Source organism: Syntrophorhabdales bacterium (assembly GCA_035541455.1).
Classification (GTDB): Bacteria; Desulfobacterota; Syntrophorhabdia; order Syntrophorhabdales; family WCHB1-27; genus JADGQN01.
Genome location: DATKNH010000029.1, coordinates 1 through 13,076, shown reverse-complemented (window position 1 = coordinate 13,076; position 13,076 = coordinate 1). Strand labels below are relative to the sequence as shown.

General features: G+C 53.2%; 10 protein-coding genes. 3 read left to right on the top strand and 7 right to left on the bottom strand.

All coding sequences use genetic code 11. The annotated features are described in order from the left end of the window. Both VMT71_03595 and VMT71_03590 read left to right on the top strand, forming a co-directional pair. Positions 1-585: cobalamin-dependent protein (locus VMT71_03595; GenBank protein HVN23029.1), on the top strand; the 585-nt coding region annotated here is incomplete at its 5' end. A 1-nt stretch (position 586) separates the two neighbouring features. Continuing rightward, entirely contained in the window at positions 587-1,927 is a 1,341-nt protein-coding gene (locus VMT71_03590) for a uroporphyrinogen decarboxylase family protein (protein ID HVN23028.1), read from the top strand. Positions 1,928-1,940: 13 nt separating this feature from the next. Here VMT71_03590 and VMT71_03585 read toward each other — a convergent pair whose 3' ends face one another. After that, complete coding sequence (locus VMT71_03585) at positions 1,941-2,234, bottom strand: hypothetical protein (protein ID HVN23027.1); 294 nt, start codon at positions 2,232-2,234, stop codon at positions 1,941-1,943. Between the two features lie 260 nt (positions 2,235-2,494). Here VMT71_03585 and VMT71_03580 point away from each other — a divergent pair, with 260 nt between their 5' ends. Further along, positions 2,495-5,164: a bifunctional acetate--CoA ligase family protein/GNAT family N-acetyltransferase gene (locus VMT71_03580; protein HVN23026.1), complete on the top strand. Its 2,670-nt coding sequence runs from the start codon at positions 2,495-2,497 to the stop codon at positions 5,162-5,164. Between the two features lie 49 nt (positions 5,165-5,213). Here the strand turns inward: VMT71_03580 and VMT71_03575 are convergent, their stop codons facing one another. The 6 genes from VMT71_03575 to VMT71_03550 all read right to left on the bottom strand — a co-directional run. Next, positions 5,214-5,747, bottom strand: coding sequence for an acyloxyacyl hydrolase (locus VMT71_03575; GenBank protein HVN23025.1), 534 nt, complete (start codon positions 5,745-5,747; stop codon positions 5,214-5,216). A gap of 51 nt (positions 5,748-5,798) precedes the next feature. After that, positions 5,799-7,046: an ATP-binding cassette domain-containing protein gene (locus tag VMT71_03570; protein ID HVN23024.1), complete on the bottom strand. Its 1,248-nt coding sequence runs from the start codon at positions 7,044-7,046 to the stop codon at positions 5,799-5,801. A 3-nt stretch (positions 7,047-7,049) separates the two neighbouring features. Beyond that, positions 7,050-8,006 (bottom strand): trypsin-like peptidase domain-containing protein, encoded by a 957-nt coding sequence (locus VMT71_03565; protein ID HVN23023.1) that lies wholly within the window; start codon positions 8,004-8,006, stop codon positions 7,050-7,052. Between the two features lie 181 nt (positions 8,007-8,187). Continuing rightward, positions 8,188-9,954, bottom strand: coding sequence for a phosphoenolpyruvate--protein phosphotransferase (gene ptsP, locus VMT71_03560; GenBank protein ID HVN23022.1), 1,767 nt, complete (start codon positions 9,952-9,954; stop codon positions 8,188-8,190). A 227-nt stretch (positions 9,955-10,181) separates the two neighbouring features. Next, positions 10,182-11,795: an FAD-binding oxidoreductase gene (locus VMT71_03555; GenBank protein ID HVN23021.1), complete on the bottom strand. Its 1,614-nt coding sequence runs from the start codon at positions 11,793-11,795 to the stop codon at positions 10,182-10,184. 12 nt (positions 11,796-11,807) lie between these two features. After that, on the bottom strand, positions 11,808-13,076 hold a 1,269-nt coding region (locus VMT71_03550), incomplete at its 5' end, for a (Fe-S)-binding protein (GenBank protein ID HVN23020.1).

Genomic DNA, 13,076 nt, shown 5'->3' with positions numbered 1-13,076 from the left:
GCAATTCGGAAGGCCAAGGAATTGCTGGATAAGGGTACCGACCCTGTGAAACTTCTCGCGGCCTGTTCTACGGCCATGGAAGGGGTCGGCTCTCGCTTTGAGAAGGGCGAGTACTTTCTTCCTCATCTCATGATGGCCGGTGAAATGTTGAGGCAGATATCTGATATGATCAAGCCTCTCATCAACGAAGAAAAGTCCAGCAAAGGTAAGAGCAGGTATTTGATAGGCACCGTCAAGGGTGATATCCACGACATCGGTAAGAACATCGTAGCTTTTCTTCTTGATGCGAACGGCTTCGAGGTGAAGGATATCGGGATCGATCAACCGCCGGAAAACTTCGTCAAGAGTATCAAAGAATTTCAGCCCCAGATTGTCGGCATGAGCGGTTTATTGACCCTTGCATTTGACTCCATGAAGAAGACGGTACAGGCCATTAAAGATGCCGGCCTAAGAGACAAGGTCCACATCATGATCGGCGGTGGGCAGTGTTCGGAGCAAGTGAAGGAATATGCCGGCGCCGACGCGTATGCGCCCGACGCAATAGCCGGCATCAAGATAGCCAAAGAGTGGACAGGAGGGAAATGAAATGAAAGAGCGATTCATAGAACTCGCTTCTGACGCAGAGCAGAAGCAAGAGGAACGGTTTACTGTCTGGCGTGCAGGAGAAGCGATCCCTTTTCCTGACGCCGATGCTAAGGCCGCATATCAGGAACGCGTCACCTTGATGAAGGATGCGATCCAGCTCAAGAAACCCGGCAGGGTCCCGATCTGCCCTTCGGCGGGGTTTTTTCCGATGCAGTATGCCGGAATCTCCATGTATGACGCCATGTATGATTACGGAGCCCTCACAGAAGCCGTTGAGAAATACCACCTTGATCTTGAGCTTGATGCCTATAACGCGCCGACCATGGTGCCAGGCAAGGCGCTCGAAGCCCTGGAGTACAAGCTCTATCAGTGGCCTGGACACGGCGTAGCCAAGGAGCGCGAATATCAGTTCGTCGAGGACGAATACATGAAGGCGGAGGAATACTACGACCTGATTGACGATCCCACGGCCTTCTTTCTAAATCGTTTTTTCCCCCGCATCTTCGGTGCTCTGAAGCCATTCGAAACCATCCCCCTCCTGCCAGGGATCAATGAGATTCTGCTTGTGCCCCCGTTTGCAAGACCCTTTGGCACAGAGCCAATGAGGAAGGCCCTTGCGGCCCTCACCGACGCCGGAGAAGAAACGCTGAAGTTTCTGGCTGCGCTCGGTGAGGTCGGCGGGAAAGTCATGGGGAGAGGATTTCCAGCGTTCTCCGGAGGTTTCACCAAGGCCCCGTTTGACGTGATCGGCGACAGTCTCCGCGGTACGAGAGGGATTATGCTGGATATATTCCGCCGCCCGGATGAGCTGAAGGAGGCTTGTGCGCGGCTCACTCCCATCATGGTGAAATGCGGGGTAAACAGCTGCCGGGCCTCCGGTCACATCATGCCTTTCATCCCGCTCCACAAAGGTGCCGATGGTTTCCTGTCAGACGAGCAGTTTAAAACTTTCTACTGGCCGACGCTGCGCAAGGTCATCATCGGGCTGGTAAATGAAGGTTTCGTCCCACAGCTCTTTTGTGAGGGCGGCTATAATCAGCGGCTGGATGTTATTTCAGATGTCCCGAAGGGGAAGGTCGTCTGGTGGTTTGACCGAACCGATCTGAAAAAGGCAAAGGAGAAGCTTGGAAGCGTTTCCTGCATTGCAGGGAACTTTCCCGTTGACCTCCTGATCACGGGTACGCCTGATGAGATACGGGCAAGCTGCAAGCAAATGATTGAAAGTGCGGGCGAAGATGGCGGCTATATATTCACCACCGGCGCCGGTATGCAGGGAGCGAAACCGGCAAATGTACAAGCAATGGTGCTGGCAGCCAAAAAATACGGCGCGTACGACAAGTGATTGCCCCGCCGCTTCAGACAACAACTTCTTCCAATGGAAACGTGAATGCTCCGAGACCGGCATCAGGAAATTCTTTCTTCATGTCGCGCACCATATCCAGAAGATGGGAAATCTGCTCATCCGGTACAGCGAGTAAGAGCGACGTCAATCCACCGTGTGAATGAGGCCCGCCTGCCCTTGACTCAAGTCCCTTGTATTCACCGGTCATATTGTGGATTTTGATATATGAGCCGTAACCCGCCTGTTTAAACGTGGTTGTTACACCGTCATCAAAATATTCAGCATAAACAAAAACAAACATTTTCATTTATCTGTACCTCCTTGAAGCGTCTCCTCATGCTTCTGCTCCTGCTTATTCATTACCACCGATATTCTATGGCGTCAATCTGCATTCTGGAATGCCAAATTCTGATTGGAATGAGAAGTAACCGCACGTCTGCCTATCTCATGTGGCAAAGACGAGAATGTTCTTACAGTTGAGAGCGCTTACGCAAATACCTTTGTACGCCGACCGTGTAGAGTATATAATTGGTTTGAGCCGAAGCCCAAGGTAAAAAGGTGTAGACCATGGCAAATCTCGAAACGATGCTCAATCCCAAGACCGTAGCTGTCATCGGTGCAACTGAAAAGGAAGGTGCCGTCGGACGGATAATCCTTGAGAACCTGTCGCGTTCGAAATCGCGCAAAGTGTTTCCCGTAAATCCAAACAGAAAGCGAATCCTGGAGATCGAGACCTATTCAGATATAGCGAGTGTCCCGGAACACGTGGACCTCGCAATCATCGCAACCCCTGCCGGCTCAGTGCCTCACCTTGTCGAACAATGCGGTGCAAGCGGCATTAAAGGGGTGGTGATTATCTCGGCGGGTTTCAAAGAAATGGGGGAAGAAGGAGGAAGGCTGGAAACCGAAATAGACGAGGCCAGGAAAAAATATCGGATGCGTATCCTGGGACCAAACTCACTGGGGTTCGTGAGGCCCGGCTTCAATGCCACGTTTCTCAAGGGCGACCCGGCTTCAGGCAATATCGCCTTCATCTCACAGGGTGGCGCACTCGGCGCAGCGATCCTCGACTGGGCGGTCGACGCAGGCATAGGTTTTAGTTTCTTTGCATCCGTAGGATCTATGTTGGATATAGATTTTGGGGACTTCATCGATTTTCTGGGCGACGACTACCCTACAAAAAGCATCTTGCTCTACATGGAACGCATAGGAGACGCAAAAAAGTTCATGAGCGCCGCACGGGCGTTCGCACGCCGCAAGCCCATTATTATACTGAAGTCCGGCAGGCATACCGAATGTTCAAAAGCTGTACAATCGCATATGAGCCCCATGGTGCCTGACGACGCCGTATACGACGCAGCCTTCCGGAGGGTTGGCGTGGTGCGGGTCAGGGAAATAGCGGAACTCTTCGATGCTGCCGAGGTGCTCGATTCAGGGAGACTGCCGCGAGGCCCAAAACTTGCCATCATAACGAACGAAGGCGGTCCGGCCGTGCTGGCCGCCGATGCGCTCGTCGACCTCGATGGCGAGCTTGCAACGCTCTCCGACGACAGCTCGAGAGAGATTGCAAGCTTCCTGCCGCCGGACTGGAGCAGAGCCAATCCCATCGATATTCCCTGGAATGCGCAGGTCGAGAGCTATAAGAAGACGCTGAGGGTAGTGTTGAACGACTCAATGACTGACGGGGTACTCATGATTTATACACCTTTGGAATCCGCTCTATCTGACCAGGTTGCGGCGGCCGTGGCTGAGACAGCAAAGGATTGGCTAAAGCCCGTGATCACCAGCTGGATAGGCGCCAAAGAGGTCCAGAACGCGAGGAGGATCTTCATACAGAATAATGTTCCTACGTATGAAACGCCGGAAGAGGCGGTCAGGGCCTACGTAGACATGTACCAGTACAAACGCAACCTCGACCATCTCTATGAAACTCCGGCCGAACTGTCAGTGCGGGAGCCGCGAGACAAGCAAGAGCTTAAAGCAAATATCAAGAACATACTGGGCGAGGGCAGAACCGTGCTCAACGAAATGGAAGCCAAGCATCTCCTCCTCAGGTATGGAATTCCGGTTGTGACATCTCGGTTTGTTGAAAATGCTGACGCCGCAGTCAGCATAGCCGAGGAACTGGGCTATCCCGTACTGATTAAGGTCGTGTCGCCCGATATCACCGATACGGGCAATGCAGGCGGCATCGCGCTCGCCGTCGATCGCGGCTCATCAGTAAAGAAGGCATGTAAGTCACTCATACAAACCTTAAAGAAGCAAGCTCCGCGCGCCGTGCTCGAGGGTTTCTCAATCGAACGCATGATCCAGAGCGTGGACTACAAGCTTATCCTGCGATCTACGAAACACAAGGACTTTGGTGCTGTCATCGTCTTCGGGATGGGAGGATCAGCTGCGGAGTTCAACAACGATGTTTCGGTGGGCCTTCCGCCGCTAAATGATACGTTGGCCAAGATGTTGATTGAGGAGACGAAGGTACACAAAATGCTCCAAGGTTGCAGGGGCAGGTCTCAGGCTGATCTAAAACAATTGGAGAAGATTCTCGTCGGCTTTTCCAATCTCGTCATCGATTTCCCCGAAATAGCCGAGATCGAGATCAATCCGCTCGCCATAGCCCAAGGCAAGGCGTATGCTCTGGATACGCGCATAGTGCTTGAGACGGAATACATGGAGCGCGGCTTGAGGCACCCTCATCTGGTCATCACACCGTACCCCGAACGATACACCACGAGCTGGAAATTACCAGTTGGTCAGGACGTACTGCTCAGGGCAATACGGCCTGAGGATGAGCCGCTGCTCTATGAGTTGGGCACCACCGTCTCAAAAGAAAGCCTCAAAAAAAGGTTCTTCTCGCCCTTCAAAGATATATCGCACGAATGGCTCATCATCTTCTGCAACATAGACTATGAGCGGCACGTGGCAATCGCTGCGGAGATTACAGAAGCAGGCAAGAGAAAGATAATTGGTGTGGCGAGGCTTCTCATGGAGCCGGACTTCAATTCGGGCGAGTTCACAATCCTCATTCATGATGCCTATCAGCATAAAGGATTAGGACACAAACTGATGAGTATGATCATCGAGATAGGCCGTGAGAAAGAACTTGACGAGATTGTGGGTAACGTGCTGACGGACAACGATGAGATGCTTAAGCTTGCACGGAAGATGGGATTCAGGTCGCGGTGGGTACCAGGTGGAGTAAGCAACGTCACGCTGAAGCTGAAAGATCGTACATAGGTGGACCGAAAAGAGGAGAGAATAAATGATCGCAGAGAATTGTGGTCTACTAGAAATAGTATCCAATAGTGATGATGTTGGCATGAACTGACCTGTTCGGTGAGGACGTGTGTCCGTTTGAGTAATGCCTGAGCGTATCCTCAATAAAGAAGTTCTTGTATCTAAGGCCGACCCCCGCCTGCAGTATGAACAGGAAGCGGGTTCCCTGTTCCTCGAAACCGATGGTGGTATAGGCCGCGCCCACTCCCGCACTCAGAAAAGGTCGCAATTCTTCCATTCTGACAGGGTAGTACCGTATCCCTAAATTAAAGCCTACGTCACTGCCATCGTTAGGTCTGTTCACGTACGCTACCCATGGCTGCGCGGTAATGTTAAGATTCTTCAGGCCCGAACCTCTTTCATAGAGATAGGCTACCTGAAAGAAATCGTACATCTCTCCGCCCTCGATATGTCCCATATGTTTATGCAGGTTGAACAGCCCGAAACCGTAACCGACTGACATGGCCTGTTCCGCTGAAAAACTGCTGGCGGCGTAAAACATAGAAAGACTTGCAAGACAAAAACCTGCCATCAATCTTGTCATCTGTTCTCCCTGATATGCGACTTTTCATTCCATTCTCCGAAGAATAGTTCATCAGGCGCCGGTTGGGAGGTTGTAGTGGTGCGTTGCGACGATCCGCTGGTTGGAACAAGCTTTCTCGATTATCCTACCAATATCATCTGTGGGCGAGACGTCCGTCACCCCCGCACGAACGTTAACTTCCAGGTGCGCTTCAGTTCCAGGCGCCAGCTGAGCCCTGCGCTCGATTGTTGTAAGGCCCTCCCGCGCCAATGCTTGACCAAAACGCATCACCAGCTGCTCCGCCTCATCCCGGCTGGTGTGCGGCAGGATCGTCAGCATTTGTTCTCTGCTGCTGCGGACAGAAAACCCCCCTATGGGCCTGAAGCTGGCCTTGACATATTCACCGAGGAACCTCAGGACTTCCGACGCTGCAACCGGTCCCAGTGCATCCTGCAGCGGATCCAAATCCACACTGAAGAGCACCGCTGAATTAGTAGGCATGCCCGTGTCGCCTGCGAGCAGCGCTCCGTAATATGTCCGGAATACTTCCCGCGAGAGCAAGCCCGTTAATTCATCCTCAAATCCCTCCAGACTGCGCAGAAACTCATCGATAATCGGGTGCTTCAGCCCGAGCGCCTCCTGGGACGCCCCGTCGAAACCGACTCTCCCTTCCCAAAGGATTGCTACACGGTCGGAGATGAAAAAGATGTCAGGAATGTCATGGGAGATGACAACGGCAGTGAAGCCGAGCTTCCTTCTCGCGTGGGCAATCATGCTCAGGATCGAATTTTTGCGGATGGGGTCCAAGCCCGATGTCGGCTCATCGAACAGCACGATCTTCGGCTCTGTCACCCATGCCCGTGCCAGAGCAACCCTTTTCTGCATGCCGCCTGAGAGCTCCGAAGGATACTTTTCGATGGAATCACCAAGGTCCAATTCTTCTATCTTGTTTCTTGCTCTTTCTTTGATCTCTTTCATACTGAGGTGCGTAGTCTGTCTGAGGGGCAGCATCACATTTTCGAGTACCGTCACTGAGTCGAGGAGAGCATTATTTTGAAACACATACGCAATCCGGCTTCTGTACTCCTCTCGTTCGCGCCTCTTCATTTGATGAAGTGGTCTTCCTCTGTACAAAATAGTGCCCTCGTCCGGATTAAGGAGACCGATGATATGCTTGAGGAGCACGCTCTTGCCGGTGCCGCTTTTGCCGATTATCGTCGTGACCTGATTTTCATATATCTTGAGGTTAACTCTGTCGAGCACCGTCTTATCGCCAAACCGCTTGGTGACATTGTCGAGTTCTATCAGAGGTGCATCCATTATTCATCGCCCACGATTTGCACTCAAATGCACTATCCGCCCCGCTCGCAGAACCTTCACCGTGATAATATCATCCTGTTTCATCTGACTGAGTCGATTCTGGATTTTGTCATAGCAGCCGTCGGCGATCTGAATCCCAACGACTTCCAAAATGACGTCACCTCCAAGAAACATCTCGTTCAGGCCGATCTGAGCCTTGACCATCCCAGGCCGAAGGCCTAATCGCGCAGCCGGAGAATTGTCTGCAACCTGCTGGACGAGAAATCCTGTGGATTGGGGAAGATTGAAGGCGGCGGCCATTTCATCCTGGAGCACGATGCCGTCGAAGCCGAACCAGAACGAAGTCTGCTCCAGCAATAAGCGCCTTGCGGTATTCGATGTAACAGCAAATCCCAGCCCTTCGGAGCCACCTGATCTTGTAATAATGTAACGGGCTATTCCAATGACTTCGCCGGCCATGTTAAACAGGGGCCCTCCGGAATTGCCCTCGTTGATAGCGGCGTCCGTCTGGAATAACTCGCCCAAATCGAACGCGGCCGATACCCTATCCAGTTTGTGGCGGCCGCTTATATGACCCGCTGTCAGTGTATGGCTTAGTCCGTACGGGGTGCCCACCACGAAGACCTCGTCACCAACCCTAACTTTTTCGGAATCACCAAGCTTTGCCACCACAGCCTGCTTCGGTACTGATTCAAGCTGCAGCAATGAGACATCTGCAAATGTCGCCGATGCTACGACACGGGCGTTAACTGCTTCACTGCCCGATAATTTGACCTGAATCTCATCAGCGGTATTGACCAGGTGAGCCGAGGTGATCACATGACCACTCTCCGAAACGAGAACACCGGAACCAACGCCAAAACCCATCGTCTGCTGGATGCCTGTGGAACCGGAAGAAATCTTGTGCGCCGTCACAATCACCGCCACCGAACCATCCACCCGCCCAAATACCTCAGCCATGCTCTTGGATTCTGAGGGTCGCGACCAGCATGATATAAGAACGACCACGGCCAGAATAACAAATCGGAATCTCATATTGCTCCTCCCTATCGGAAGTGACATACTCGCTATTGTCTCTTGATTGTTCATGAGTCACGTCGCACAGCCTGGCCCCTTTTACCAAGAGAGAAAAGTTTGTTCCTCAAGACGCCCGCAATCCGGTCATCGACCGTTCACGCTCAACGTATTCCTTGATGATTTCAAGTGATGCAAGACTGCACACGGTTTCGGCTGTTACTTCCCAAGCTGCAAAGTCCATATCCCGGATCGTCTTTCTTGCCTCAAGGAGGGCAGGAGGATTCATGCTTAGATCGGTCACACCCATTCCAACCAGAAAGGGAATATAGGTTGGCGTCCCCGCCATTTCTCCACAGAGGGTAACTGTTTTACCCGTGTCCTTCCCCACCCGGATAACATGTTGAATCAGGCGAAGAACGGCCGGATTCAGAGGTTCATAGAGATGGTTGACCAGATCATTGTCCCGATCCACGGCAAGGGTGTACTGTATTAAGTCGTTTGTTCCTATACTGAAGAAATCAACCTCTCCCGCTATCTGGTCAGCAAGTATCGCGGCAGAAGGCACCTCAATCATTACCCCCAATGGAATGTTTTCAGAAAATGAGACACCTTCCTTGCGCAATTCTCTTTTGGTGGCTTCGAATATTACCTTGATCTGTTTTACCTCTTCAATCGTTGTTACCATTGGGAAAAGAAGCTTGACCGGGCCAAAGGCACTTGCTCGCAGAATAGCCCGGAGTTGTTGTTTGAAGATATTTTTCTTTCGCAGAAAGATCCGGATTGATCGATACCCTAAGAACGGATTTTTCTCCTTTTGGCTCTTCCCGTCTTCGAAATACTTATCACCTCCGAAATCAAGTGTCCGGATGGTTACTTCCTTACCCGATGCCTCGTTCACTACTTTGGTATACAAAAAGAATTGCTCCTCTTCAGAGAGAAACCGTCTCCAGATCAAGAACGGCATTTCGGTCCTGAACAGTCCAATGCCGTGGGCCCCGAAACGGAGCGCGTATTCGAGATCGCCCGGACCTCCGATATTCGCCCATAAATGAATCTTCCGCCCGTCAAGCGTTTCCGAAGGAAGGTCGGCGAGCCGCTGCAAATCAAGCTGGCAAGACTCATATCTACTCTGGAGATCCTGATAGTGCTCGATAACCTCTGCGGATGGATTGATGATCACGATACCCGTATTGCCATCAACGATAAGGGTATCTCCCCCGGAGACCTTGGAAAGTAATCCTTCGAGCCCGAGTACCGCCGGGATTCCAAACGACCGCGCCAGGATCGCCGCATGGGATTCTTTCCCTCCCGATTCCGTGACAAACCCGAGAACCTTGTCCCTGTCGAGCCTTACCGTATCGGAAGGAGTTAACTCTGAAGAGACGATGATGACCTTGTCGTCTGCTGAAATTCCAGATCGTTCCTGTGGCATCAGTTTTTTTATGACTCTTCTTGCGATGTCCCGGAGGTCTGTACCACGCTCGCGTAGATACGTGTCGTCCATCTTTCGAAAAGCTCTGCTGAACTGATCGACCTGTCTCATCAGCGCCGATTCGGCATTTACCCCATTTTCCCTGATATCCTGCGTTATTCCCGAAATGAAATAAGGGTCCCTGAGTATGGCTATGTGTGTGAGAAAAATTCCTGCCGCGTTCGTTTGCGCCTTTTTGGATGTTTTGAAGTTATCCTCTATCAGTTCATCCACCACCTGATGGACCGCCTGGTGAAGACGGATGATCTCTTTCTCGGCACTGCACTGCTCAAGGTGCCGTGTTTCGACAAGCAGGAGGATGTCTCGAAAAACGCAAGCCTTCCCTGTGACGATCCCTGGAGACGCAGCAATCCCTCTCAAGAAACGTTTATCGATTGCCTTTTTGATCGATTCGGTCATTATTCTACGTGTCCCCCCTGAACAACGATGACCGTCGCATTCGAGTAAGAGTACAACCGGCCCGGCCCGTCGAACCCTCCTTGTCAGTGGCTCCGATGAGAGCCACTGACCGGGGGTTCAACATTGCCGCAATCCTGTTCATGGTCTCCTTGCAAGGGCGAAGCGTGAACCGCCTTCGATTTTGGCGCACCACTCCGTGCCAAGAAGAGTCAGGTCCTTCTTCGCTCCTATTCCCAGTCGGGCATAGGAAATTTCTTCGGTGCCTTCCAGTCCTTAATCGGTTTCATCCATGGTGCCTTTTCCACAAACACGTCATGCGCGAGCGGTGTCGGTGGATGACAGACCCAGAGTGGATCGAACTCATCCTTGATCTTGAGCAGCCACTCATGATAGTTGGGCCCGTACTTCGGCCCGGTGAGATAAAGAGGCTGGTGCGGGCCGAGCAGCGAAGTGTAGAACCGGTTCTTGATGTTCATCTTTGAGGTTTCCACGTAGAAGTGGTCCACACCCGTCGTGTCCTCGTCCTGGTCCCAGTACACGAGAAACTCGGAGTAGCCCTGATGACCGAGCTCAAAGCTCTGGAACCAGCCCGGATCGCCGTAGTCCGGCATAAGCGGCGGTGTATACTTCTTCTTCAGCTCTGCATAAGACTCTCCGTGCTGTACCGCATGAGATAGCGTCTCGATGATGTAATCAACCGAAACGTAGGAGCCGCACATCAACCACATACCCGCAGAGTCTGCATTCTTGATCCAGGACTCATCCGACGGCTTCGTCGCACGCGGTTTGGACCCCAGCTCCGCCATGATATCGTTGAGCACGTTCTCGTCATACTGCATCTGCTCTTCAGACGTGAACCCGATAAGCAGCACCCGGACGATGTGGAAGTTCTTGATGGTATCCTCATTCTCCTTGCCCCACAGGTCCCAGAAGTCTTCTTTGCACTCGGCCTTAGCCAGTGCTCTCCAGAAGAGAGGAACCTTCGTGACCGCCCCGGCGATCTCGGCCTTGGAAATCTCGAACATGGCCTTGACCTGGGCTGCCTTGTTGGGCACCTGGTAGTTAATCCATTTCATCCGTCTTTCAGGAAGGGCGAGTGCTGTGTTGGGAGCAATGCCCGTAGGCATCGGCTTTTCCGGCTGGAACGGTAAAAGTTTGACGGCCATCTTCGTGACGACGCCGAGGCACCCCCGAAGCCCCGTGAAGCCTCGCAGGAGACCACGGAGGTCAGGGCCCGGCCCGTCTCCCCAGAAAGGATCCTCTCCCACGGCTAACGAGCCCATCTTCACCAACTCGCCGTCAGGCAGCACCAGCTCCGTGCCCAGGATGCGCCGGTGGGGCAACCCGATACGATGAGAAAGTGGGGACCATCCGTCGCCGATGAGGTTGGCGATGACCGATGCCTGAGCTCCGCCGCCGCCGATGATCACGTACATGCCACGCTTCATCGCCTCCTCCTGGAGGGGAGAGTAGATGACACCCGATCCCACCACGGCGAACATGTGCTTCTCATCTATCTCGAAATCATTGAGGCGTTTCAAATCGATAAGCAGCTCGTTCTCCACGTGGCAGTGGGAACGGGGCCCGTAAAAACCCGTGCTATACGGAACGTACGGCACGCTGTACCGGTTGCATATTTTGACGATGCGCTGCACCTCCTCGGTGCTCCGCGGGAGGATAACGGCAGCAGGTATCTTCGTCATCACCCGTTCGTAGCCAAGACCGCTCTCGTAACCGCCCGGGCCCGAGCGGTACCCCTCACACACCGCAGCATCGTCCGTTATATACTTTGAACCTACGATGGATTCTAACGCCTTGTATGCTCTTTTCGACATACCCATGGTCAACCTCCCTTATCTGAGCGAAGCCGCAATTAGCTCTGCTATATCCATCACTTTTATGGAGTCACCTTGTTCCCTGACCGCCTGCGAAAAATTGCTCTTGCACCACGGGCAGGCAGCAAGCAGGGCCTCCGCACCCACTTCACGTACTTCGTCCAGACGCTGTCGCGCCGAGAATGATGCAAGATCCGGAAAAGCCTCTCTGGTCCCCCGCCCGGCGCCGCAGCAGAAGGAATTCTCCCGAGCCCGGGGCATCTCCACGAAGGTGACACCCGGGATAGCAGCCAGGATGTTTCTGGGCTGTGCATAAAGGCCGTAGGTGCCCCGGCGACGCTTCAGACGGGGATTGACGGTACCCATCCAGCCGCGCTCCCCGGCATAGGGAGTCCATGGATCGGCAAGCCTGGAGATGCCGCAGGAATCATGATACGCGAGACGCAGGCCCTGAGGTTTGCTGAGCCTGAGCGAGCCTTTCTTGAGCGCCTCGTCCGCAAATTCCACCAGATGCACCACCTTGAAGCCGAGGTCTGTCGTTGCGATATTGAGCAGTTTCGGGTAATCGACCTTCCACATCCTGTAACCTTCCGCGCACGTCAGAAGCACGGTCTTGGCACCCGTTGCCTTGACCGCCTCAATATTCCTGCGGGCCAGTGCGCGAGCTTCATCGAGCATGCCGACGGAGAAAAGCGTGTTGCCGCAGCACCACTCATCCGGCATCAGCATGAACGGCGTGTTTGCTGCATTGAGTATTTTGGTTGCAGCGCGGGCTATCTCCGCCGTCACGTACGAGGCTGAGCACCCCACAAAATAAAGGAGCTCCGCTTTTTCTGCAACCTTGCCTTCTGCGGGAAGCCATTTTCTGCGGTGCTCGTGAGGTGCGCCAAACTGGTTGTGCTGTTTCGCTATGTTCTGGGCAATCTTCTTATGCACGGGTAGCGGGCCTGCCCCGTCCTGGACCGCTTTTACCCGCATCGCCTCAAGGGTGAGACCGATCTCCAGGTCGAGGTTTCTTTTACATCCCACATCGCAGGCACCGCAGAGCGGATCTGCATAGATGATCTCCAAAAGCTTCGGTGTCCATTCCAGCTTGCCTTCGATCATCGCGAGGCCGATCCTCATCTTGCCGAATGCGCCGTACGCGTCGAAGTCATTCCAGACGTTGCTGGGGCAGCGCGTCGAGAACCTGACCCCCGGCATATAGGTGTGCTCGACCCAGTAGCAGCCTTTACATTTGATACAGTGGCTCATGTCGTACGCGAAATTATCAAGTTTCTGTATGTC